This window comes from Citrobacter sp. Cpo030, assembly GCF_030333005.1.
Lineage (GTDB): Bacteria > Pseudomonadota > Gammaproteobacteria > Enterobacterales > Enterobacteriaceae > Citrobacter > Citrobacter portucalensis.
In genome coordinates, this window is sequence record NZ_JAOWGT010000051.1 from 1 (window position 1) to 22,326 (window position 22,326).

Consider the following 22,326-nt stretch of genomic DNA (forward strand, 5'->3'; position numbering starts at 1 on the left):
TTATGGTTTCTACTAAACCAACGTTTACGAAAATGAATATTTCAGGTGCAAATGGCATGATCCCGGCTTTTAGCGAAGGGATTGATCATGCTGATAGGCTATGTACGGGTGTCAACAAATGACCAGAACACAGCATTGCAGAGAAACGCGCTCGAGTGTGCAGGATGTGAGCTGATATACGAAGACAAGATAAGTGGAAAAACGTCTGACCGACCAGGCTTAAAAAAGGTGCTCAGAACATTATCAGAAGGTGACACGCTGGTGGTCTGGAAGCTGGATCGTCTCGGTCGTAGTATGCGGCATCTTGTCGTGCTGGTCGAAGAAATGAGGGAGCGAGGGATAAACTTCCGCAGCCTGACCGACAGCATAGATACATCCACACCAATGGGGCGCTTTTTTTTTCATGTCATGGGGGCGCTTGCCGAGATGGAGAGAGAGCTTATTGTTGAGCGAACACGGGCTGGCTTAGCTGCTGCGCGCGAAGATGGGCGGATTGGTGGCAGACGACCAAAGTTAACTACAGAAGAGTGGGCTCAGGCTGGAAGGTTGATTGCTGCAGGTGAGTCAAGAAAACGTGTGGCTATAATTTATGATATAGGGGTGTCGACGCTGTACAAAAAATTCCCTGCGAGATGTTGAGAAGACGCCACCGCGTCGTCGTATGCAAGAACGGGCGGCGGCGGACTGGCGAACGTTCGTTAGTGCGAGTATTGAACGATTGCCAGTCACGGCGGATTGTACTTAAGCAATATAACGGTTCAAGGTGTTTAATCTGAAACCAGCCACATATCAGCCTCTTCAAACATTTCCTGAACAGTACGGCTTATCTGTTCCTTCTCATGCTTGCTGGCGTCAGTGTCGATCGCCGGCAGCGTCATCATCGGTTTTACCCAAGTACCAGTATCGGGAAAAGGCGCGGTTTCACACTTATTTCCCTTAGAATTACATCCTTTACATTAGACCTATGAATACAAGATGAAGTGCCACTTATTTGGCTAAAATGCAAACATAAATCTAACTTGGATGTGGTTTTGCGTTATTTTATAACGTTCTTTTCTAATAAAAAACATAAAGAAATATTTGTTTTAGCCGATAATCTGTTTTAACTGTATCTATTTGATTCACGAAAGATAGTAGAATGTATGTTGTTACATAGGGTCAGGCATATAAAGAGGTCGGTGTGAAGAATAACCACAATTTAAAACGAATTAAGCCTTATGTGATATCAATCACGTTTTCATTTTTTATTTTTTTCTCATTGTCTGAGATTTCAATGTATTATATATACAAGGAGAGGATTGCATCATATACAGAACGAGTTTTGAATAGAAGCGTTAGTCTCATTCAACAGATTGATAAAATAAATGATAGTTATGAAATATTTAATGCTTATAGTCCTTGTAGTGAACTACAACTTCATGCTCTAAGAGTGGCCTTATGGCCCTATGCTCTTATAAAAGATATATCATTTATTTCAAATGGTGCAGTCATATGTAGTGCTTTATGGGGAGTGTTGCCAGCACCATTGCTTCTCAATATCTATGATAGAAAAGTTGAAAAGGACAATGTAACTTGGTTTTTTGGTGTGTTACTGGATAATAATGTAAAAGCTGATTTGCTAAGCAATCAAAAATTAGCCATAACGATTTCACCATTTGCATTTAATAGATTTGTTACAGACCGTGAAGAGAAGGGGTTTTCTGCAATTGTAGGTGACAGAGATCATTCGCTTCATTTGTTCAAACTTGGTGAGCAGGTCGATCTTCTTGAAGAGGCTCAGCATGATAAATCCTACCAACTAGGACTTATTACCACGCAAAGCTGTAATAAAAATAATAATGTCTGTGTCATGGGGGGAGTTAAATTTCCGTGGATGAGTTTCGATAGTTGGCTAACGATGTTGTTGATTTCCTTTACATCTATTGTAACCGGTGTTCTTCTGGGTGGTTTTTATAATCAAAGAGTTGCACGTAAGCAATCATTAGTTTCAAGATTAAAAAATGCGATAAGAAGCGAATCATTATATCTTGTGTATCAACCTATTTATAAAATAAAAACCGGAAAAATTATTGGTGTGGAAGCACTAATTAGATGGGATGATCATGATATTGGTAGCATTCCTCCTGATATTTTTATCCCTATTGCAGAGAAGCATGGTTTAATCCAGGAAATAAGTGATTTTGTATTTCGAATGGCAGTAAAGCAAACCATGTCTCTTTCTGAGGAATTTGATATTTTTATAAGCATTAATGTTAGTTCTCAAGACCTTCTGTCGGAATCATTTCAAGAAAAAGTGTTTCAGATGATTGATGAATCAAATATAAAACCTGGTATGATAATGATGGAGTTAACAGAAAGGCAGAGCGCGGAAATAAATTCCCTCCAAAAGGTTATTTCTTTATTTAATAATAAAGGTATATCAATAGCTATTGATGATTTCGGGACTGGTCATTCAAATTTAAACTGGCTATCAAATTTACAAATAGATGAAATTAAAATTGATAAATCAATTACAGATTCTATCGATGAATGCTCTATAAATAATAATGTATTGTCAGGGTTGGTGGAGATTTTTAAAGATATAACTCACAAAGTTGTTTTCGAAGGTGTAGAAACATCAACTCAGGTGAAATATTTAACTGAAATGTTCCCTGAGTGCGGTGTCCAAGGGTGGTATTACTCAAAGCCACTATCTATAGATAAATTGACAAAATTAGTCGAGGATGCCAATTTGCCTTAACATTTAACACTTTATTTTCATTGTTTTCGCATTCTATATAACACGTGTAACCGCGAGCTATATAAATTTAACTGCAGAAGGATTTTGATATCTTGCCGCATTCAATCTGCGAGTTGGTTCAAAATTGTATGTAATGTCATGTTCGGCTTCATCAGAGAGCTGGCCGAGTTAGGCTTCACGCGTCATTGACTGGGAATATCTTCCACACAGTCTCACCTCTAGGTTGTACTTTGAAGTATAGGTTTTAGCTCAGAAAGTGTTGGTATATTAAGTATGGATAAACGCGTAACTAGTTGAATTTTATGAAGTGGAAATATTGTGGATATACCAGCAAGAAAAGTTAAGTTATTGAAAATATTACCAATGAAATCGGTCTCGAAAACCGGAGTAGGGGCAACTCTACCGGGGGTTCAAATCCCCCTCTCTCCGCCACTATTCAAGCACTTGCACGCCTCGCTTTCAACGACAGTTCTCATGGATGTTTTTTTCTTTGAGTATCCTCACAAGTTTATCGTTGTAATGCCCGTGTGATAAAAAAATACGTTTCGTATAAATAAAAAGCCCGCTTCATATGAAGCGGGCTTGCTTGTTTTTGCGTCAATTAGAACTGGTAGACTAAACCAACGGCAACGATGTCGTCAGTTGCGATACCATTGCTTTCATAGAAGCTGTCGTCTTCGTCCAGCAGGTTGATTTTATAATCGACATAGGTGGACATGTTTTTGTTGAAATAGTACGTCATGCCCACATCAACATATTTTACCAGGTCTTTGTCGACATAACGCCAGTTACCACGACTGACTTCCTGACCACCTAAATCGCTACCTTTAGATTGCAGGTAAGCGATGGAAGGGCGCAGACCGAAGTCGAACTGATACTGTGCAACAACTTCAAAATTCTGCGTTTTGTTGGCAATACCGCCTTTCGCGGAGCCATCATCATTTTTTCCGCTACCGTATGCTGTCATGTTACGGGTTTCTGCGTACATAGCAGCCAGGTACACGTTGTTCGCGTCATACTTCGCACCAACAGTCCATGCATCTGCTGTTTCACCGCCTGCATAGCTGTTGCGATGATTAATTCCATCTTGATAACCTTTAGCAACCTGGTTATTTGAACGGTCAGAGCTGGAGTATGCTGCCCCGAGGCTTAAACCGAAGTCGAAATCATAGGAGGTTGACAGGCCGAAACCGTCGCCGTTCTCTCTAGATAATTTACGGTTCTCACCGTTACCAGTACCTTCGCCTGCTCCTGCACTTTCATTATTACCCTGGTATTGCAGGGCGAAGTTCAGGCCATCAGCCTGGCCAAAGAAACCATTATTGCGGTAGGTGGCCACGCCGTTGGTACGACCAGTCATATAGACGTCGGTCTGGGTGTAGCTATCGCCACCGAATTCCGGCAGCATATCGGTCCAGGCTTCAATGTCGTAGACCACGCCATAGTTACGACCGTAGTCGAAAGTACCGTTTTGGCCAAAACCTAAACCGGCAAAGGCCAGACGGGTCGCAGAATTTGCGCCTTCACCTTCAGCTGTGTTGGCCTTAATGTTATATTCCCACTGGCCATAGCCAGTCAGCATGTCGTTAATCTGGGTTTCGCCCTTAAAACCCAGACGGGCATAGGTCTGATCGCCATCGTCGCCAGGGTTATCAGAGAAATAACGCAGACCATCGACTTTACCGTACAGATCCAGTTTATTGCCGTTCTTATTATAGATTTCAGCCGCATTTGCTGCGCCTGCAGCTAATAAAGCAGGGAGAAGCAGTGCCAATACTTTTCTTTTCATTATGTATTCCCTTTGCATGATAATTAAAATGAATATGTAGTACTATCCGAGTGACTACATTTGGATACTATCTATGAAGTTCATTTAATTTAAAATATAACATGTAACAAATATATTTAAAATATTTCCAAATGTTTCTTTTGCATCTTTATATAATTATGCGTGTGTGTTAATTACATTGGTATTCGCCATGTGAATTGTTTTTAATCAGTTAGTTATATGTGTTTATCTATTTATTTGTTATGTGTATTTTATTTGTTTTAGATGTTTGTTTTTAATATTCATATAAATTATTTTTCGATATTGGCGTGGTGGGCTTTATAAATTCATGTGGATTTTATTTTTAGTGCAATAATAAAAGATGATTATGTAATAGGGCGGGCAGTGGTCTGCAATGAAAATTATTGCTAAGGTGATTTTCTTTCTACAAAGGGAGATAGCATGGAACTGCACGACTGGCAGTCGCGATTTGAAGCCTGGTTAGCTGATAACCATTCCGGACAAGATGCTGCGCATGACATCTTTCACTTTCGACGTGTGTGGATGACGGCGCAAAAGCTGGGTACAGATGCCCCCGTGGACTGGCTGGTGGTGCTGACCGCATGCTACTTCCACGATCTCGTCAGCCTGCCGAAGAACCATCCTGAGCGTTATCGTTCGTCGGTACTGGCAGCTCTGGAAACACGTCGCGTTTTGATGCGCGATTTTCCGGATTTTCCACGACAGCGGTTATCGGCAGTGTGTCATGCCATTGAGGCGCACAGTTTTAGCGCCAAAATCGCGCCAGAAACCCTTGAAGCGAAAATCGTGCAGGATGCAGACCGGCTTGAGGCGCTGGGTGCAATTGGTTTAGCGCGCGTATTTGCCGTTTCAGGGGCGTTAGGGGTTGCGCTGTTTGATGCGGAAGATCCGTTTGCCCGCAAGCGTAGCCTTGACGATAAACAGTACGCGCTCGATCACTTCCAGACCAAGTTATTGACGTTGCCGTTGACGATGCAAACCGAACGAGGGCGGCATTTGGCACAACATAATGCGGATTTTTTACTGACGTATATGGCGAAGCTGAGTGCGGAGTTAAAAGGAGAATACGAAATGCTGGATCTTGACGCGATTCAACCCTTTAAAGCGCGCTAGTCGTCAATACGGCTGAAACGTCAACCGTGCTAATTTATGTTAATCTGTCGGTTATCCATTTCTGCCGGTTAAATGTATGCAGGATAATTTTTCAGTAGCAGGCTCCATGAACCCGATGACAGATGAAAACGAGACCGACGTGCAGGTGATGTTGGCCAAGTTGCTTGAAATATATGACGTGAAAACGCTGGTTGCTCATCTGAATGGCGTTGGCGAGAACCGCTGGAGCCCGGCCATCTTTAAGCGAGTGGTTGCTAATGAAACATGGCATCGCCTCAGCGACCGCGAGCTCATTCATCTGAATACTTTGTTGCCGAAACCACCTGCGCATCATCCGCACTATGCCTTTCGCTTTATCGATCTTTTTGCTGGCATTGGCGGTATTCGTCGCGGCTTTGAAGCGATTGGCGGGCAGTGCGTGTTTACCAGTGAGTGGAACAAGCATGCGGTGCGCACCTATAAAGCGAACAACTACTGCGATCCGCTCCAACACCGCTTTAATGAAGATATTCGTGATATCACACTCAGCCATCATGACGGGGTGAGTGACCAGCAGGCGGCAGAACATATTCGCCAGCATGTTCCTGAACACGACGTGCTGTTGGCCGGATTCCCTTGCCAGCCATTTTCTCTGGCTGGTGTATCAAAGAAAAACGCGTTAGGGCGGGCCCATGGTTTCGCCTGTGATACGCAAGGCACGCTATTTTTTGACGTGGTGCGCATTATCGATGCGCGTCGGCCAGCCATATTTGTGCTCGAAAACGTCAAAAACCTGAAGAGTCACGATCAGGGCAAAACGTTTCGCATCATTATGCAAACGCTGGACGAGCTGGGTTATGACGTGGCGGATGCGGCGGATAACGGTCCGGACGATCCGAAAATTATCGATGGGCAACATTTTTTGCCTCAGCATCGCGAACGTATCGTGCTTGTCGGCTTCCGACGCGTTCTAAATCTGAAATCAGACTTCACGCTGCGGGATATCGTCACGCGTTATCCGCCGCGGCGTACCACGCTGGCGGAACTGCTTGAGCCGACCGTCGATGCGAAATATGTGCTGACGCCGGTGCTGTGGAAATACCTCTATCGCTATGCGAAAAAGCATCAGGCGCGGGGCAATGGATTTGGCTATGGCATGGTGTATCCCGGTAACCCTGATAGCGTAACGCGCACATTATCTGCGCGTTATTATAAGGATGGGGCGGAGATCCTGATTGACCGTGGCTGGGATATGGCGCTGGGTGAAAAAGATTTTGACGATCCGCAGAATCAGCGCCACCGCCCACGCAGACTTACGCCCAGAGAGTGCGCGCGTCTGATGGGGTTTGAATCTCCGCAGGGCTATCAGTTCAGGATCCCCGTGTCGGATACCCAGGCTTATCGCCAGTTTGGTAATTCGGTGGTCGTTCCGGCATTTGCGGCGGTGGCCAGGCTGCTGGAGCCGAAAATCAGGCAGGCAGTTGCTATTCGCGAGAAAGAGAATCAGCGTGGCAGACGTTCACGATAAAGCAACACGCAGTAAAAATATGCGGGCGATAGCTACCCGCGATACCGCAATTGAAAAACGCCTTGCCAGCGTGCTGACAGAGCAGGGGGTAACTTTTCGCGTGCAGGATGGGACGTTACCCGGTCGCCCCGATTTTGTGGTGGATGATTATCATTGTGTGATTTTTACTCACGGCTGTTTCTGGCACCACCACGATTGCTATTTGTTTAAAGTCCCCGCGACACGAACGGAATTCTGGCTGGAAAAAATAGGCAAAAATGTCCAGCGCGATGCGCGGGATTGTGAAAAGTTGCAGGTTCTGGGCTGGCGCGTACTGATTGTCTGGGAGTGTGCCCTGCGTGGTCGCGAAAAGCTGGACGATGAAGCGTTATCTGAACGTGTCATCGAGTGGATCTGCGGCGGTGGTGACACCGCGCAGATCGACACTCTCGGTATTCATTTACTGTAACGTTTTTTCCGACGGGGTAGCAACGGCATCCGCTTTAACAGGGAACAGGTATTTCCCCAACGTCACCAGCACCACAGCAAACACGATCACGCCGAGTGCCAGCCATTCGATAGGAGCCAGTCTTTCTCCCCCCAGACCGGTACCTAACAACACGGCAACAACCGGATTGACGTAGGCATAGCTGGTGGCTAGCGCCGGGCTGACATTGCGGATCAGGAACATATACGCATTAATGGCAATAATGGAACCAAACAGGGCCAGGTAAGCCACCGCCATAAAGCCTGAAAATGTTGGCATGGTGGTCAGTTTTTCCCCGGAGAGTAGCGATGCACACATCAGCACTATACCGGCGGCTAACATTTCAATGGCTCCGGCCATCATGCCAACGGGTAGGGTAATGCGTGAACCGTACACCGAGCCAAACGCCCAGCTTATCGAACCGATCAGGATTAAAATAGCGCCCCACGGATTGCCACTTAAATTGCCTCCGCTGTTTAGCATGATGATCCCTGCTAGCCCAATCGCTATCCCCAACCATTCCAGCTTGCGCGTTTTGATGCCAAAAAAGTGGCTAAAACACAGCGTAAATAGCGGGACGGTGGCGACCACCACGGCGGCAATACCAGAAGGGACATTTTGATGTTCTGCGACGGTGACCAGCCCATTACCCACAGCCAGCAGCAGGATACCAATTAGCGCGGCGTTCAGGATTAGGCGTAAGGGGGGCAGCTTATGCCCACGAATAAGTAAGAAACTTGTTAATAAAATTCCCGCGGAGAGAAAACGTACGGCTGCCATCATTAACGGCGGCCAGCTTTCAACGCCAATGCGAATAACGAAGTACGTGGAACCCCAAATGATGTACAGCGCGAATAGCGCACTGAAAAGCGGTAACAATTGCCTGAAACGCATAATCCCTCACGGTGGAAATAAAAAGGTGCAACATAGTAAACGTCAAAACTATCTTACTGGCGAGATTTATAATTACGTGTTGATGTTAAAAACTTGTTGACCAGAAAGGTCAGTTTCAGCATGGCGTGTTTTACTTCATACTTATGACTGCAAAAAAATAATATTGAGGGTGAAAATTTTGGCAGGAAGTAGCTTACTGACCTTACTCGATGATATCGCCACGCTGCTGGATGATATTTCAGTGATGGGAAAACTGGCCGCGAAAAAAACCGCGGGCGTGCTGGGGGATGATCTGTCGCTTAATGCGCAGCAGGTGTCGGGCGTGCGGGCTAACCGCGAACTCCCGGTAGTCTGGAGCGTGGCGAAAGGATCGTTTGTTAACAAAGTTATTCTGGTGCCGTTGGCATTATTGATAAGCGCATTTATTCCCTGGGCGATCACCCCCTTATTAATGGTAGGCGGTGCGTTTCTCTGTTTTGAAGGGGTGGAAAAGGTTCTGCATACCCTGGAGGCGCGTAAGCACAAAGAAAGCCCGGAAGAGCGTCAGCAGCGTCTGACTGCTCTGGCCGCACAGGATCCACTCACCTTTGAGAAAGATAAAATCAAAGGGGCAATACGTACCGACTTCATTTTGTCTGCCGAGATTGTCGCAATTACGCTGGGTATTGTCGCGGACGCGCCCTTGCTGAATCAGGTGTTGGTACTATCTGGTATCGCGTTAGTGGTGACCGTGGGCGTGTATGGCCTGGTTGGGATTATCGTTAAGCTTGACGACATTGGGTACTGGTTGGCAGAAAAGCGTAGCCTGCTTGCCCAGTCGCTGGGCAAAGGGTTGCTGGTGGTTGCCCCCTGGCTTATGAAAACACTTTCTGTGGTCGGCACACTGGCGATGTTTTTAGTGGGAGGCGGCATTGTGGTACACGGAATATCGCCGCTGCATCATGCGATTGAACATTTTGCTCAGCAGCAAAGTACATTGATTTCGCTAATGCTTCCGACCCTGCTTAACCTGGTGCTCGGCTTTATCATCGGTGGGATTGTCGTTCTGCTGGTAAAAGCTGCCGCCAGAGTGCGCGGAGTTTCGCACTAATTGTTACAGGACTGATTACGCAAAACGCCTCTTTGTCATCTAAGGTGTAAAGGTTTCTCTTGATACAGGAGGCGGGTATGGTCTTTTCTGTCAGTGAGGAAGTCACCTCCAAAGAGGGTGGCCCACGTATGATCGTTACCGGGTATGCCAGCGGAATGGTGGAGTGTCGCTGGTACGACGGCTTTGGCGTTAAACGGGAAGCATTCCGTGAAGATGAACTGGTGGTGCCTGGCGAGCGAAGACAGCTCTCCCAGGATGCCTGAACATTTGGCTCGACCGTAACCTGGTGATCTCTCACCCATTAGTTATATTTATCATTCCGGTGAGAATTATTTACTTGTCAGGCAAAAAAATTGCAGATAAGGTTTGGTTCACATCAGATTTTCTGGTGTAACGAATTTACAAGTGCTTCTTGCATAAGCAAGCTTGATCCCGACCCGATAAGGGCCGGGATTTTTTTCGCCCTCAGTCAGCGATTGATCTCCGACACGCTAAAGTCATGGATATCAAGCTCGAACGCATCGGCCAGTTCATGCCATGTATGGTAATCACGCCCGTCAACGCTGACGCGCTCCGGGTCATCCTGGCTGCGATGAATTTCACTCTCGCAGATTTCGTTGATTGCCTTTAGCAGCGCGTCGACATCGACGCTGACTTCACGTTTGGCCGTATCGCTGTACTCTTTCGCGGTTTTCATCCTCATACCTCTCAACCGTTAAGGATACCGGGGGAGCGTACCCAAACATCAGATACGCACAACTTAAGTATAGACCGTCGATAAAACCCGCAATCGCGCGTGCACAGCGCTGCCAGAAAAAGGAATTTGTTCTACACTGGCACAAAGCCACAGGAGGAAAACTATGAAGGTGAATGATCGGGTCACAGTCAAAACGGACGGCGGTCCTCGTCGACCGGGCGTGGTACTGGCAATCGAAGAGTTTAGTGAAGGCACCATGTACCTGGTTTCGCTGGAAGACTACCCGCTCGGTATCTGGTTCTTTAATGAATCAGGTCATCAGGATGGTATCTTTGTGGAAAAAGTGGAGTGACATGAGTTCTGCTGTTTGATTCTGACTGGTGGAGTCGCCACCAGTCAGAACGTCTTAGCGCATATTCACAAAGATACCATTGGTGACGTTATCCGTAAGCCTCACAACGTGATAGATAACTTGCTTATTATGCGTTTTAATCTTTCGTTTTATATTCCCCTTATGGGATGACACCGTCTTGGCTTTGATATTCATTTGATCTGATATCTGTATTGTTCCCTGACCCTCCATCCACATACGCAGCATGCTGGATTCGGTTCGACTTAATGATAATGTTGGCAGATTCACATCAATAGCAATATCTACTTCTTTTTTCAGAATATCGCCAAGTAGTTTATCCAGTGAGTCAGGTTTAATTGATTTAGAACTAATCAATAAGTTTTTTCTGACGAGTAGATATTCATCAAAATGCACGTTGGCAATTGCCATAAACACAATAAATAATGTGCTGGGATGCTGATTAATGATTTGCTTTATTTGCTGGCTATTAGCAGGATCGTGGATAAAGCAGTCCTCATTAATAAACACCACAGCGGGTTGTTGAGAGACACAGGCGAGACTGAGTTCATCAACGTTGGAAATGTTGTTGATTTCCCTTTTTTTCACTCCCCGACTTACCAGATATCCGGTTAACCCTAGTCGGGTGTAACTGCATAAATCCATAATAATCGTTGACATGGCATACCCTCACTCAATGCGTAACGATAATTCCCCTTACCTGATTATTTCATCACAACTAAACGGAATAATAACGACCCAAGATGACGCTTTCGCTGTTTTTCAGGCGAATTTACTATCCCGTAAAGTTGCGTATAATTTGCCAGGAAACATCTTAAAGTAAAGTGAATGTTGCGTTATGTGAGTGAGGCAAAAACAAATAAGCCGCGACAGAGATATCCTGGTGGATGTTGTCACTTTTTAAATTTAGGACAATCCTTAGTAAAACAGGATAAAAAATAAGGGTTATTATTTTCCAGGCATTTCGCTGACGATATCGGCCAGTAAATTAAAAATTTCACTGAATAATCGTTCGCAGAATGGCGCAATTAATGGCATTAGCGCCGCCATTAGTGAAATACCTACGGTCAGAGTGAGAGGAAAGCCGATGACGAAAACCGACAGCTGTGGCGCCATGCGATTTAACAAACCAAGTGCGAGGTTCAGCGTGAGCAGCAGCGTCATTACCGGTAGGGCCAGCATTAGCCCGTTGAGGAAAATCAGGCTGCCCGCCCGTGCCAGTGCAAGAAACGCATTGCTGTTCACCGGATTGCCGCCGATGGGCAGAGTATGAAAAGTATCTACCAGCAGCGATATCAGCCATAAATGGCCGTTAAAGGTCAGGAACAGCAGCATGGCGAGCATGTCGATCAGTCGAGCCAGTACCGGCATATTCAGACGGCTACCGGGATCGAAGAACGTCGCGAAGGAAAGGCCCATTTGCAGGCCAATTAATTCCCCGGCGGTACGTACTGCGGCAAACGCAAACTGCATGGTGAAGCCTAAAGCGATACCGATCAGGATTTGTTGCATTGCCTGCCAAAGCGCGCCAACAGAAAAGATGGGGACGTCAACGGCGGGAATCGACGGGGCAATAACGACGGTAATCATCAATCCCAGCCCCAGCTTTACCCGTTTAGGGATGGCTCGTTCACTGAGGATGGGGGCCGTTGAGATGAGCGCCAGTATGCGCAGCAAAGGCCAGAAGTATAAATTCAGCCAGTGGAGCCACTCAACGCTGGACACCTGCAACATAACGTTGTCTACCCGATGATATAGGGGATATTGCTGAACAGCGTACGCACGTAGTCGAGCAGCAGGTTAAGCATCCACGGGCCAGCAACAATGATGGCAATAAACACCGCGACAATTTTGGGGATGAAGGACAGCGTCATTTCGTTAATCTGGGTCGCCGCCTGCAGAATACTGATGATAAGACCTGTGACCAGAGCGACCAACAGCAAAGGCGCAGCAAGGGCCAGGGCGACTTTCATCGCCTCTGTGCCCATCATCATGACCGATTCAGGAGTCATTTCGCGCCTCTAACTGTAAAAGCTTTGTGCCAGCGAGCCGACAAGCAGCTGCCAACCGTCTACCAACACAAACAGCATCAGCTTGAACGGCAACGCGATTGTGGCGGGCGGTACCATCATCATCCCGAGCGCCATCAGCACGCTGGCAATCACCAGGTCGATAATCAGAAACGGGATAAAAATGGTAAAGCCTATCTGGAATGCTGTTTTCAACTCACTGGTGACATAAGCAGGCAGCAAAATTCGCATCGGCACGGCTTCTGGTCCCTGTAACGGACCGCTGTTTGCTAAGCGCGCGAAGAGTGCCAGATCGGCTTCACGGGTCTGGCGCAACATAAACTCACGCAGCGGCTGGGCGCCTTTCTCCATTGCTTCCTGCATGGAGATCTTCTCTTCGCTGAACGGTTGGTATGCGTCAACGTAGATTTTATCGATCACCGGCGACATGATGAAAAAGGTCAAAAAGAGCGCCAGGCCCAGGAGCACCTGGTTAGGCGGTGCAGAGGGGGTACCCAGCGCATTTCGCAGTAGACCGAAAACGATGATGATGCGGGTGAAGCTGGTCATCATCAGTAAAATTGCAGGCAGGAACGTCAGTGAGGTGATGAACACCAGCGTCTGCACGGGCAACGTCCAGTTTTGTCCGCCGCCCGGCAACGGCTGACTGACCAGACCCGGGAGTTGGGCGAGGGCAACGGGGCTGAAAAGCCACAAGCCTGCCAGCGTAAGGGATAACAAACGGCGCATCAGGATCTCCCAGGACGCTTCAGCAAACTCTTCATCATGGCCTGGAAATCCGCAGGGGAGGCCGTTTTTTCTTCTGCATCGGCAGGTGCCGGGGGCAGGGTGTGCAGGACGTTAATCTGCGAGGCTGTGACGCCAAGTACCAGACGGGCATCTTCGACCTCGACAATCACCACGCGCTCACGTGGACCCAGTGAGGTGCTGGCCGTAACTTTCAACCCGCGCGTACCGGCACTTTTGGGGGCAAACCCTAGACGTTTAATGACCCAGGCCGCCGCCAGGATCAAGACGATGATCCCGAGCAGCGCGCCGCTTACCTGCACCAGCGGTGAGCCGGGAACGGCGGCGGGTTGAGAAACGGTAGCCTGGGTATTCATGATTAACGGCTCAGACGGCGCATACGTTCAGACGGGGTGATAATGTCAGTGATACGCACACCGTATTTATCCGCTACCACGACGACTTCGCCCTGGGCAATCAGATAACCGTTGATCAGGATATCCAGCGGTTCGCCTGCCAGACCATCCAGTGCGACAACCGACCCTTGCGTCAAACGCAGCAGTTCTTTGATGGTCATGCGGGTACGGCCCAGTTCGACGGTCAGTTTGACCGGAATGTCCATGATCAGGTCGATGTCCTGCAAAGCACCGCTGACGTCGCCGCCACCTAACTGCTGGAATACCGCATCGGCCGCACTTTTGGTGGGCGTGGTTTTTTGCTCGTTTAACGCGTCAGCCCACAGATCGTCCAATGCGCCAGTGTTCTCATCGGACGGATTATTCATATCACTCATTTGGGCTGTTCCTCATTCAGCGAATTCAAAATCGGGTTTATCAGATGTTCTACGCGTAACGCATACTGACCGTTTACGGTGCCATACTGGCTGGTCAGCACAGGCACGCCGTCCACATGAGCAATAATGCGGTCGGGTTTTTCAATCGGCAGTACATCGCCGGGTTTCAGTTTTAAAATCTGGGATAGCCGCAGCGGAATGTCGGCAAAGTTTGCCACCAGCTCCAGCTCAGAATGCTGAACCTGACGCACCAGATTATTGCGCCAGTTCTGATCTTCATTACGTGAGTTTTCCAGCGGCGGATTCACCAGCAGCTCACGCAGTGGTTCAATCATGCTGAATGGCAGACAGATGTTAAATTCACCGGTCAGGTTGCCAATTTCAACGTGGAACGGGGTATTCACCACGATGTCGTTCGGAGAGGTGGTGATATTGGTAAATTTCACCTGCATCTCGGAACGAACGTATTCCACTTCCAGCGGGTTGATGGCCTTCCACGCGTCGCTATAGCTTTCCAGCGCCAGCTTCAGCATGCGGTTGATAACGCGCTGTTCCGTGTGTGTAAATTCGCGACCTTCGACTTTCGTCGGAAAACGACCGTCACCGCCAAACAGGTTGTCTACGGCGATAAATACCAGACTCGGTGAGAACACCACCAGACCCGTACCGCGCAGCGGCTTCAGGTGGATTAAGTTCAGGTTGGTCGGAACCGGTAAGTTGCGCGCAAATTCATGGTATGGCTGGATACGGATCGCACCCACGGTAATATCTGGGCTACGGCGCAACAGGTTAAATAACCCCATACGGAACTGGCGCGCAAAGCGTTCGTTAATGATCTCCAACGCCTGTAAACGCTCACGTACCACGCGACGCTGAGTGTTGGGATCATAAGGACGAATATCGCTTTCTTTTGCGATACCTGAAATGGGTTCGTCTTTGGTTTCGCTATCGCCGTTGAGCAATGCGTCGATTTCAGCCTGAGAAAGAATACTGTCGCCCATGTCTTTACCGCAGAATAAAAGCTGTATAAAGAACGTCGGTGACAACCTGTTTCGGCTGTCCAACAACGAGCGGAGTCGCCAGCGTCTCTTTGATGGCGGTAATCAGCTGTTGCTTACCTTCCTCGGTGGCGAGTGTGGCTGCATTCTGACGAGAGAACAGCAGCAGCAAGCGGCTGCGCACTTCCGGCAGATATTCATTAAGACGTGAACGTGTCGCCTCATCTTTCATGCGCAACGTGATACCGATATACAGCACACGGTCTGCATCACCCAGATTGACGGTAAAGGTATCCAGCGCAAAGAACACCGGGGCTGGCGGTGGAGGCGGTTCCGCTTTGACGCTGGCGGACGGCTGCTGCTGCATGCGCCAGTAGCTATAACCCGCAGTTGCGCAGGCGGCGAGGGTAATTAATACCAGCAGAGGGATCCAAATAGCGCGTTTACTTTTTTTGTTAATCGCGGAGTCAGTCATCAGATACGGGCTTCCTGTTTCGGTACAGCTTATGGGCTGATTATCCCGTGTCCTGTCCACGACAAAGCGTGGAAAAGACGCGGATAATCATGCTACCTCTGGCGTTAGGCGAAGATGTCTACTGCGCCATCGCCGCGGGCAGCGGCTTGCAGTGAGGCTGGGGTTGCCAGTATTGCGTCATCTTCAGCAGCAAAAATGTCTTGTCCCTGAGCGCGACCCGCCTGCTGTTGCTGCCCGGAAGACTGCTGTTGTCCGGCGAAGCTTTCACTGCTGATGTTGCTTTGCCCCAGTTGGATCCCGCTTTCAGCCAACTGCGTACGCAGCATCGGTAATGCGGCTTCCAGTGCGGCGCGCACGTGACTGTGCGGTGAAACCATTTGCAACTGTGCGAGGTTGTCGTCCATCTTGAGGGAAATATGTACCTGACCCAGGTCCTGCGGATGCAGACGCAGCTCTGCGCTTTGCTGGCCCTGGCGCGTGAACAATGTGACGTGCTGGCTCAGCGATTGCTGCCATTCATGGCTACCTAACGGAGCGCTTAACACCGGCGCGGCCGTCGGTAACGGTTGTGCGTGTGTTTGCGGACCACTTAGCGGGGCCGCAGTCATGCCAATGCTGGTTGGTGACGGGGTGCTGTCGATTTCAGCTCTGGTGTTCGCCGCCGCCGTCAGCGGGGTTAATGTTGGATTGTTTACTTGATTTGCACCACCGCCAGCAACCGTGACATCCGCTTTGCCTTTTTTGGCATCACCCGCCAGCAATTCGCCAGCGTTATCGGCGATAGCACCGTGTGCAGCGCCACGTGACAACGCCGAAAGCGTGGCATCAACTGGGGCTGGTGCGCTGTCGACGGCAGGCGTAGCCAGCGGTTGTCCTGGCAGCATGGCGAACAACGCGCTCAGATTGGCGAGATCGTCATCACTCAGCGTGGTGTTTTTTTCGTCCTGCTGAGCAACTTTGCCCAGTGTCGTCAGGGCATTAGCTTTTAGTGAAGGTGTGAGAGCAGACAACAGTTGCTGAGCGTCCGTCATGTCGGCAAGAGAAGCCTCGGTTTGTAGCTCCTGTTGCGCCAACAGATCGGTTAATTTGACTGACTGCGCGGCATCGCCATTTTTTTGCAGTAACCCTTTTTGCAGCTTACTGCTGGCCGCCTGTAAGTCGGCAAGCGACAGAGGTGCGTCTTTACCTTGCGCGTCGCCCGCGCCTAATGCGCCAGCCAGCAGCGCTAAAAAATCCTCGGGTGAATCTACCGCTTTGCCTGACTGAAGACCTGCGGCTACGTCGGTGTCGGTGGTAATCAGTTGGGGTAAAGTAATCATTCGGGTTTCCTCATAGCTGCGCGCTGAGCAAATTCATCCATTTTTTTCTGATCCAGACGGTTTTCGGCCAGTAACGCTGCCGAGGTTTGTCTGTCCTGCAACGTCTGCCACGCCTGTAATCGTTGTTTTTTGTCGCGCCAACTGTTCAAAGCCATGTCCACTTTTTGCGTCCACTGATTGAGCTGTTGGCGGTGTTGCTCAATCGCTTTTTCCAGCGTCTGAATAAATTGCTGGTAGTTAATCCAGCGATTGCTGGTAATACCCTGGCCCATATCGGTATTCAGATTGTTGCGATACTCATGCTGATAATCGATCAGCATTTTTAACTGTTCTTCCGCCTGCTGACAGCCACGACGCATCTCTCCTAATAAGACAGCGGCGTCATCTACCTCTTTTTCAGCCAGGTCTTTCAGTGTTGCTAACGCACCATGTTGTGCCATGACCTATGCTCTCCTGCTTAATCACACACCAGGGAAAATCAGTTCTAAAGCTTGCAGAGAATCTTCCCAGTCAGCCCGTTCAAAAATGCCTTGCTGTAAGAACGCTTCCAGCTGTGGCCATAAGGCGATGGCTTTATCCAGCATTGGATCGCTGCCTTTGGCATACGCCCCCACGCTGACCAGATCGCGGTTACGCTGGAAGCTGGACAGCAGCTGTTTAAAGTTACGTACCCGTGCATAGTGTTTTTCACTAATGAGCGCGGTCATGGCGCGGCTGATCGAGGCTTCAATATCGATGGCCGGATAGTGACCCGCTTCGGCTAAATGACGAGACAGCACGATGTGCCCGTCCAGTATCGCGCGCGCGGAATCGGCAATCGGGTCCTGCTGGTCGTCACCCTCGGTCAGTACTGTATAAAACGCGGTAACTGAACCGCCGCCGTGGATACCGTTCCCGGCCCGTTCAACCAGCGCCGGTAATTTGGCGAATACTGACGGCGGATAACCTTTGGTTGCCGGCGGCTCGCCGATTGCCAGGGCTATCTCACGTTGCGCCATCGCATAGCGGGTGAGGGAATCCATAATCAGCAATACGTGCTGTCCACGATCGCGGAAATCTTCGGCGATGCGCGTGGCGTAGGCCGCGCCTTGCATACGTAACAGCGGCGAGACATCCGCCGGAGCGGCAATCACTACCGAGCGTGCGCGACCGTCAGCGCCGAGAATATTTTCAATAAAATCTTTAACTTCGCGGCCACGCTCGCCAATCAGGCCCACGACGATGACGTCGGCCTGGGTATAACGCGCCATCATGCCGAGCAGGACACTTTTACCGACGCCGGAACCTGCGAAAAGCCCCATACGCTGGCCGCGACCAACGGTTAATAACGCGTTGATGGGGCGTACACCGGTATCCAGGACGTGTTCAATTGCGGTACGTTGCAGCGGGTTAAACGGCGGCGTAATCAGCGCGCCGGTTTCAGTGGTATCCGGGGCGGGCAGTCCGTCGAGCGGTTTGCCGCTGCCGTCCAGCACACGCCCCAGCAGAGCAGGGCCAAGCGGTAATTGCTTCCCGCTTTGCAGACCTTCTCCGGCAATGTTCTTCGCGTAGACGCGCGCGCCGGGCAGAACGCCTTCGACCTCTTCGAGCGGCATCAGAAACAGACGTTGACCGTTAAAGCCTACGACTTCGCTTTCAACTTCCTGGGTTTCGTTGCCATCCTGGCGTTCAATGACGCAGGTGGCACCCAACGGCAGCTGTAACCCCGTGGCTTCCAGCACCAGCCCGGTGGCGCGGGTCAGGCGACCGTAACGACGCACCGCAGGCAGCAGCGACATTTTCTCTTCGAAGTTGTCCAGCGTATTGAGCCAGCGAGTCAGTCGAGTGGTCATTACACGACTCCCGGCGCTGCCAGACGGCAGAGTTCTTGCCAGCGAGTGGCGACGCTGGCATCCAGATCGCCTTCGTCGGCTGAGACTTTACAACCGCCGTGATGCAGCGTGGGATCGCCGCGCAGCCGCCAGCCGTGCAGGCTGAGCGTGGCACCGAGCATCTCCTCAACACGCTGGAGATCGTCCGGATGGACGCGCAGCTGCGGTTTACCGCTAAACAGCGGTTCCTGTTGCAATAACTGTTGAATCTGCTTAATCAGCGCAGCGTTATCCACGATAGGCGTCTGACCAATCACCTGACGCGCAGCTTCCAGCGCCATTTGCATCAGGCGCGAGGCAATGACGCTGTCCAGTGCGTCCAGCGTATTCTGAAACTCGCTCACTAACTGCTGCATGCGGGCATGGATCGGCGCATGCTGCGCGCGCGCCTGGTTCTGGCCTTGCTCCAGCCCCTGACTCAGACCTTCCTGATAACCTTGCTCGTGACCTTTTTGTCGACCTTCTGCCAGCCCCGCGTTATACCCTTGCTCATGGGCCTGCATTTGCAGCTGTGCGAGCTGTTGTTCAAGCTGTTGCTCTGCTGAAAGCTCGGGTTCTTCCGTCTCTTCGGACAGCGGCGTTTCGCTGTGGTCAGCCAGCACGAACTCTGCCATTGGTGGGGCGAGATCGTCCGGAGTCCAGACTTTCCACGGCAGTTCGTTAGACATAGGTATCCTCGCCGCTGCCGATCACCATCTCGCCGGTTTCCGCCAGACGACGCACAATAAGCAGAATCGCTTTCTGTTCGTTTTCCACCTGCGACAAGCGCACCGGACCGCGGTTGGCAAGGTCGTCGCGCAGAATATCGGCAGCACGTTGCGACATGTTGCGCAGGAACTTCTCGCGTAGTGGCTGTTCGGCACCTTTCAGCGCAATCAGCAGCGATTCGGAATCCACTTCCTGCAGCAGACGCTGGATACTGCGATCGTCGACTTCCACCAGGTTTTCGAACAGGAACATCTCGTCGATAATTTTCTGCGCCAGTTCGCCGTCGAATTCGCGTACGGCGGTAATAACCGCTTCTTCCTGCTGGGTTTTCATCAGGTTGATAATTTCTGCCGCCGTTCTCACGCCGCCCATTTTGCTGCGCTTGAGGTTCTGGCCATCGAGCAGACCGTTCAGTACCTCGGTCAGTTCTGCCAGCGCGGCAGGCTGCACGCCGCCGAAGGTGGCGATACGCAGCATCACGTCGTGACGTAAACGCTCGTCGAACAGCGCCAGAATATCGGCGGCCTGGCCCCGTTTGAGGTGTACCAGAATGGTGGCGATAATCTGCGGATGCTCGTCGCGGATAAGGTCGGCGGCGCTTTGCGGCTCCATAAAGTTGAGCGTTTCAATGCCGCTGGTGGTATCGCGGGTTTCCAGAATATCTTCCAGCAGGCTGGAGGCGCGTTCCTCGCCCAGCGCTTTCACCAGCACGGAGCGCAGATATTCGTTGGCGTTGATATTCAGCGCGGCAAACTGTTCTGCTTCTTGCTCAAACTCGGCCAGCACTTCCGTCAACTGTTTGTTGGAGATCTGGCGTACGTTCGCCATCGCTGTACTCAGCGCCTGAACCTCGCGCGTGGAAAGGTGTTTAAACACCTCTGCCGCGCGATCTTCGCCAATGGTCATCAGCAGGATGACGCTTTTATCGGTACCGGTAAGGGCATTACTCATGATCGTTACTCATCCACTGGCGAATGACCAGCGCCACGACGCGCGGATCGTTATCTGACATTTCACGAATACGCTGGCTCATCACTTCTGCACCCAGACGCTGATTCGTACGACGCTGCTGGGTCTGTTCGTCTTTGCTGAGGCGAACTTCTACCGCTTCTTCGGTTTCCTGATGGATACGCGTTTGTTCTTGTACCGCTTTTGCTTCTTCGCTGCGGCGAACCAACTGCGGGCGAACAGCTTTGCGCCACAGGATCCAGGCAACTAGCAGAACCAGCAACCAACGGCCTGCGGTCATCAACTGATCAATAAAGAACGGCTGTTTCCAGAACGGCAGCTCGCCAATGGAATCGTCGGTCGCCGTGAACGGAGAGTTCACTACGTTCAGGGTATCGCCACGTTTGTCGGAAAAGCCCATCGCTTCGCGAGTCAGGTCCTCAATCTGTTTCATCTGATCGGCGGTTAACGGCAGCGGTTTACCGTCCGGCAACGTTTTATAGTTGACCACCACTGCAACCGAGAGACGCTGCACATCGCCGACGTTCATTTTGGTGTGGCGAATGGTACGGTCGACTTCATAGTTGCTGGTTTCATTGCGCTGCGTACTGCGTGGACCGGCATTATTGTTGTTATTTGCCGTCTGCGTGGTTTGCGCATTTTGCTGATTAGCCGGGGGGTTGGCGATTGGCGCGGTATTCGCCGGTGCTGGTTGATTGGACAATGCGCCCGGTACGCCGCCTGGCGCTCCACTTCCGATCTGCTCGCTGACGTTTAACTGGCGTGAACGTAGCACGGCCTGGGAATCATCACCGTTTGGACGGTACTGTTCTTCGGTTTGCTCTTTATTAGCAAAATCCAGCTGCGCGGTGACCTGCGCATGTACGTTACCGTTGCCGACAATCGGCGACAGGATCGATTCGATACGACGTTGAACGCGGCCTTCGACATCGCTGGCGTATTTCAACTGCGCATCGTTAAGATCGCGGCTGCTGGTATTCGACTGAGTTAGCAGATGACCCGCCTGGTCGACCAGCGTAACGTTGCCCGGCGGTAACCCGGCGACAGCGCTGGAAACCAGATGCGTGACCGCACTGATTTGACCTTCATCCAGTGCGCGACCCGGTTCAAGATTCACGGTCACGGAGGCTGAAGGCGCTTTTTGCTCACGCACAAACAGCGACGGTTTCGGCATTGCCAGGTGCACGCGGGCGCGTTTTACCGGTCCCAGCGTTTCAATGGTACGGGCTAATTCACCTTCCAGCGCACGCTGGTAGTTGACCTGCTCGCTAAACTGGCTAATACCAAACTTTTCCTGATCCAGCAGTTCAAAACCAACGGCGCCGCCTTTCGGCAGGCCTTGCTGCGCCAGACGTAAGCGTAGTTCGTGGACTTTATCGGCAGGAACTTCTATAGCACCGCTTCCCTCAGTAAAACGATAGGGAACGTTCATCTGCGTCAGTTGGGTGACAATCGCGCCACCATCCTGATCGGAAAGATTGCTGAACAGCGTGCGATAGTCAGGCGCTTTCGCCCACAGGACCATCGCCACGATGATAGCGACGGCAGCGGCTCCCGCCACAATCAAAGGAATTCTGGGATTCGCGCGCAGGCGGTTTAACCACTCGAGAGGTTTAAGCTGGGTTGCAGTCGATGCTGTCGCACTCATCTCGCACCTCGTGGCTTATCGTGGACGGCGTTTTTTGCAAAGTGGAACAAGACTCACTCCCGGGTCAGCAAACTCGAAAAATTGACGGTCTCATTATTTGCG

General features: G+C 50.3%; 24 protein-coding genes, 1 tRNA gene and 2 pseudogenes. 9 read left to right on the plus strand and 18 right to left on the minus strand.

What is annotated here, in order from left to right; translation table 11 throughout:
* Positions 1–87: 87 nt before the first annotated feature.
* Positions 88–639 carry a recombinase family protein gene (locus OGY37_RS08610; RefSeq protein ID WP_057068788.1) on the plus strand — a complete coding sequence of 184 codons (552 nt, stop codon included), beginning with the start codon at positions 88–90 and terminating at the stop codon, positions 637–639.
* 128 nt (positions 640–767) lie between these two features.
* On the opposite strand, the pseudogene OGY37_RS08615 reads toward OGY37_RS08610, so the two are convergent.
* Positions 768–911 (minus strand): annotated as a pseudogene (locus tag OGY37_RS08615) (DinI-like family protein); the annotation flags it as partial.
* Between the two features lie 269 nt (positions 912–1,180).
* Between OGY37_RS08615 and OGY37_RS08620 the strand changes: the two are divergent.
* The gene (locus OGY37_RS08620; RefSeq protein ID WP_286620575.1) at positions 1,181–2,740 is read left to right on the plus strand and encodes an EAL domain-containing protein; all 1,560 of its coding nucleotides are present in this window, start codon (positions 1,181–1,183) and stop codon (positions 2,738–2,740) included.
* Positions 2,741–3,049: 309 nt separating this feature from the next.
* A tRNA-OTHER gene (locus tag OGY37_RS08625) sits at positions 3,050–3,172 on the plus strand.
* A 169-nt stretch (positions 3,173–3,341) separates the two neighbouring features.
* On the opposite strand, the gene ompC is transcribed toward OGY37_RS08625, so the two are convergent.
* Positions 3,342–4,529, minus strand: a complete 1,188-nt coding sequence (gene ompC / locus OGY37_RS08630; protein WP_286620576.1) for a porin OmpC — start codon at positions 4,527–4,529, stop codon at positions 3,342–3,344.
* 441 nt (positions 4,530–4,970) lie between these two features.
* On the opposite strand from ompC, the gene OGY37_RS08635 reads away from it, so the two are divergent.
* The 3 genes from OGY37_RS08635 (at position 4,971) to OGY37_RS08645 (ending at position 7,618) form a co-directional block, all read left to right on the plus strand.
* Positions 4,971–5,663: a phosphohydrolase gene (locus OGY37_RS08635; protein ID WP_148361819.1), complete on the plus strand. Its 693-nt coding sequence runs from the start codon at positions 4,971–4,973 to the stop codon at positions 5,661–5,663.
* 76 nt (positions 5,664–5,739) lie between these two features.
* Positions 5,740–7,170 carry a DNA cytosine methyltransferase gene (locus OGY37_RS08640; RefSeq protein WP_410743301.1) on the plus strand — a complete coding sequence of 477 codons (1,431 nt, stop codon included), beginning with the start codon at positions 5,740–5,742 and terminating at the stop codon, positions 7,168–7,170.
* A complete protein-coding gene (locus OGY37_RS08645) occupies positions 7,151–7,618 on the plus strand; it encodes a very short patch repair endonuclease (RefSeq protein ID WP_003834064.1) in 468 nt (155 codons plus the stop codon). Before OGY37_RS08640 ends, OGY37_RS08645 begins: the two co-directional genes overlap by 20 nt.
* Here the strand turns inward: OGY37_RS08645 and yedA are convergent.
* On the minus strand, positions 7,610–8,530 hold the full coding sequence (gene yedA / locus OGY37_RS08650; RefSeq protein WP_003834062.1) for a drug/metabolite exporter YedA: 921 nt from the start codon (positions 8,528–8,530) through the stop codon (positions 7,610–7,612). The genes OGY37_RS08645 and yedA overlap by 9 nt on opposite strands.
* A gap of 178 nt (positions 8,531–8,708) precedes the next feature.
* Here yedA and OGY37_RS08655 point away from each other — a divergent pair, with 178 nt between their 5' ends.
* Together OGY37_RS08655 and OGY37_RS08660 are read left to right on the plus strand one after the other, a co-directional pair.
* Entirely contained in the window at positions 8,709–9,620 is a 912-nt protein-coding gene (locus tag OGY37_RS08655) for a DUF808 domain-containing protein (protein ID WP_286620578.1), read from the plus strand.
* A 77-nt stretch (positions 9,621–9,697) separates the two neighbouring features.
* Positions 9,698–9,883: a YodC family protein gene (locus OGY37_RS08660; protein ID WP_003834060.1), complete on the plus strand. Its 186-nt coding sequence runs from the start codon at positions 9,698–9,700 to the stop codon at positions 9,881–9,883.
* 206 nt (positions 9,884–10,089) lie between these two features.
* Here the strand turns inward: OGY37_RS08660 and yodD are convergent, their stop codons facing one another.
* Positions 10,090–10,317 (minus strand): YodD family peroxide/acid resistance protein, encoded by a 228-nt coding sequence (yodD, locus tag OGY37_RS08665; RefSeq protein WP_003030417.1) that lies wholly within the window; start codon positions 10,315–10,317, stop codon positions 10,090–10,092.
* Between the two features lie 163 nt (positions 10,318–10,480).
* Between yodD and dsrB the strand changes: the two genes are divergently transcribed.
* The gene (dsrB, locus tag OGY37_RS08670; protein ID WP_003030419.1) at positions 10,481–10,669 is read left to right on the plus strand and encodes a protein DsrB; all 189 of its coding nucleotides are present in this window, start codon (positions 10,481–10,483) and stop codon (positions 10,667–10,669) included.
* Positions 10,670–10,723: 54 nt separating this feature from the next.
* On the opposite strand, the gene rcsA is transcribed toward dsrB, so the two are convergent.
* The 14 genes and pseudogenes from rcsA to fliF all read right to left on the minus strand — a co-directional run bounded on the left by rcsA (position 10,724) and on the right by fliF (position 22,224).
* On the minus strand, positions 10,724–11,347 hold the full coding sequence (gene rcsA / locus OGY37_RS08675; RefSeq protein ID WP_003030421.1) for a transcriptional regulator RcsA: 624 nt from the start codon (positions 11,345–11,347) through the stop codon (positions 10,724–10,726).
* A gap of 233 nt (positions 11,348–11,580) precedes the next feature.
* A pseudogene (gene fliR, locus OGY37_RS08680) lies at positions 11,581–12,421 on the minus strand (flagellar biosynthetic protein FliR).
* Positions 12,422–12,429: 8 nt separating this feature from the next.
* Positions 12,430–12,699 carry a flagellar biosynthesis protein FliQ gene (fliQ, locus tag OGY37_RS08685; protein ID WP_003030425.1) on the minus strand — a complete coding sequence of 90 codons (270 nt, stop codon included), beginning with the start codon at positions 12,697–12,699 and terminating at the stop codon, positions 12,430–12,432.
* Positions 12,700–12,708: 9 nt separating this feature from the next.
* Entirely contained in the window at positions 12,709–13,446 is a 738-nt protein-coding gene (gene fliP, locus OGY37_RS08690) for a flagellar type III secretion system pore protein FliP (protein WP_003834056.1), read from the minus strand.
* Positions 13,446–13,823, minus strand: a complete 378-nt coding sequence (gene fliO / locus OGY37_RS08695; protein WP_103014243.1) for a flagellar biosynthetic protein FliO — start codon at positions 13,821–13,823, stop codon at positions 13,446–13,448. The genes fliP and fliO overlap by 1 nt, the downstream gene beginning before the upstream one ends.
* Positions 13,823–14,236: a flagellar motor switch protein FliN gene (gene fliN / locus OGY37_RS08700; protein ID WP_003030433.1), complete on the minus strand. Its 414-nt coding sequence runs from the start codon at positions 14,234–14,236 to the stop codon at positions 13,823–13,825. Before fliN ends, fliO begins: the two co-directional genes overlap by 1 nt.
* Positions 14,233–15,237, minus strand: coding sequence for a flagellar motor switch protein FliM (fliM, locus tag OGY37_RS08705; protein ID WP_003030434.1), 1,005 nt, complete (start codon positions 15,235–15,237; stop codon positions 14,233–14,235). The genes fliN and fliM overlap by 4 nt, the downstream gene beginning before the upstream one ends.
* Before the next feature lie 4 nt (positions 15,238–15,241).
* Positions 15,242–15,709, minus strand: a complete 468-nt coding sequence (fliL, locus tag OGY37_RS08710; RefSeq protein WP_003834054.1) for a flagellar basal body-associated protein FliL — start codon at positions 15,707–15,709, stop codon at positions 15,242–15,244.
* 104 nt (positions 15,710–15,813) lie between these two features.
* The gene (gene fliK / locus OGY37_RS08715; protein ID WP_286620580.1) at positions 15,814–17,028 is read right to left on the minus strand and encodes a flagellar hook length control protein FliK; all 1,215 of its coding nucleotides are present in this window, start codon (positions 17,026–17,028) and stop codon (positions 15,814–15,816) included.
* Positions 17,025–17,468, minus strand: coding sequence for a flagellar export protein FliJ (gene fliJ / locus OGY37_RS08720; RefSeq protein ID WP_003834052.1), 444 nt, complete (start codon positions 17,466–17,468; stop codon positions 17,025–17,027). Before fliJ ends, fliK begins: the two co-directional genes overlap by 4 nt.
* Before the next feature lie 21 nt (positions 17,469–17,489).
* Positions 17,490–18,860: a flagellar protein export ATPase FliI gene (gene fliI / locus OGY37_RS08725; RefSeq protein ID WP_003030440.1), complete on the minus strand. Its 1,371-nt coding sequence runs from the start codon at positions 18,858–18,860 to the stop codon at positions 17,490–17,492.
* Positions 18,860–19,567 (minus strand): flagellar assembly protein FliH, encoded by a 708-nt coding sequence (gene fliH, locus OGY37_RS08730; protein WP_003834049.1) that lies wholly within the window; start codon positions 19,565–19,567, stop codon positions 18,860–18,862. Before fliH ends, fliI begins: the two co-directional genes overlap by 1 nt.
* Entirely contained in the window at positions 19,560–20,558 is a 999-nt protein-coding gene (fliG, locus tag OGY37_RS08735; protein ID WP_003834047.1) for a flagellar motor switch protein FliG, read from the minus strand. The genes fliH and fliG overlap by 8 nt, the downstream gene beginning before the upstream one ends.
* A complete protein-coding gene (fliF, locus tag OGY37_RS08740; protein WP_286620582.1) occupies positions 20,551–22,224 on the minus strand; it encodes a flagellar basal-body MS-ring/collar protein FliF in 1,674 nt (557 codons plus the stop codon). Before fliF ends, fliG begins: the two co-directional genes overlap by 8 nt.
* Positions 22,225–22,326 lie beyond the last annotated feature (102 nt).

Excerpts from the sequence above, each read along its gene's own strand:
- fliI (WP_003030440.1), bottom strand. The coding sequence starts at position 18,860 with ATGACCACTCGACTGACTCGCTGGCTCAATACGCTGGACAACTTCGAA.
- yodD (WP_003030417.1), bottom strand. The coding sequence starts at position 10,317 with ATGAAAACCGCGAAAGAGTACAGCGATACGGCCAAACGTGAAGTCAGC.
- ompC (WP_286620576.1), bottom strand. The coding sequence starts at position 4,529 with ATGAAAAGAAAAGTATTGGCACTGCTTCTCCCTGCTTTATTAGCTGCA.
- fliN (WP_003030433.1), bottom strand. The coding sequence starts at position 14,236 with ATGAGTGATATGAATAATCCGTCCGATGAGAACACTGGCGCATTGGAC.
- fliH (WP_003834049.1), bottom strand. The coding sequence starts at position 19,567 with ATGTCTAACGAACTGCCGTGGAAAGTCTGGACTCCGGACGATCTCGCC.
- fliG (WP_003834047.1), bottom strand. The coding sequence starts at position 20,558 with ATGAGTAATGCCCTTACCGGTACCGATAAAAGCGTCATCCTGCTGATG.
- rcsA (WP_003030421.1), bottom strand. The coding sequence starts at position 11,347 with ATGTCAACGATTATTATGGATTTATGCAGTTACACCCGACTAGGGTTA.
- OGY37_RS08660 (WP_003834060.1), top strand. The coding sequence starts at position 9,698 with ATGGTCTTTTCTGTCAGTGAGGAAGTCACCTCCAAAGAGGGTGGCCCA.
- fliJ (WP_003834052.1), bottom strand. The coding sequence starts at position 17,468 with ATGGCACAACATGGTGCGTTAGCAACACTGAAAGACCTGGCTGAAAAA.
- fliL (WP_003834054.1), bottom strand. The coding sequence starts at position 15,709 with ATGACTGACTCCGCGATTAACAAAAAAAGTAAACGCGCTATTTGGATC.
- fliK (WP_286620580.1), bottom strand. The coding sequence starts at position 17,028 with ATGATTACTTTACCCCAACTGATTACCACCGACACCGACGTAGCCGCA.
- OGY37_RS08610 (WP_057068788.1), top strand. The coding sequence starts at position 88 with ATGCTGATAGGCTATGTACGGGTGTCAACAAATGACCAGAACACAGCA.
- OGY37_RS08635 (WP_148361819.1), top strand. The coding sequence starts at position 4,971 with ATGGAACTGCACGACTGGCAGTCGCGATTTGAAGCCTGGTTAGCTGAT.
- yedA (WP_003834062.1), bottom strand. The coding sequence starts at position 8,530 with ATGCGTTTCAGGCAATTGTTACCGCTTTTCAGTGCGCTATTCGCGCTG.
- fliP (WP_003834056.1), bottom strand. The coding sequence starts at position 13,446 with ATGCGCCGTTTGTTATCCCTTACGCTGGCAGGCTTGTGGCTTTTCAGC.
- OGY37_RS08640 (WP_410743301.1), top strand. The coding sequence starts at position 5,740 with ATGCAGGATAATTTTTCAGTAGCAGGCTCCATGAACCCGATGACAGAT.
- fliF (WP_286620582.1), bottom strand. The coding sequence starts at position 22,224 with ATGAGTGCGACAGCATCGACTGCAACCCAGCTTAAACCTCTCGAGTGG.
- dsrB (WP_003030419.1), top strand. The coding sequence starts at position 10,481 with ATGAAGGTGAATGATCGGGTCACAGTCAAAACGGACGGCGGTCCTCGT.
- fliQ (WP_003030425.1), bottom strand. The coding sequence starts at position 12,699 with ATGACTCCTGAATCGGTCATGATGATGGGCACAGAGGCGATGAAAGTC.
- fliM (WP_003030434.1), bottom strand. The coding sequence starts at position 15,237 with ATGGGCGACAGTATTCTTTCTCAGGCTGAAATCGACGCATTGCTCAAC.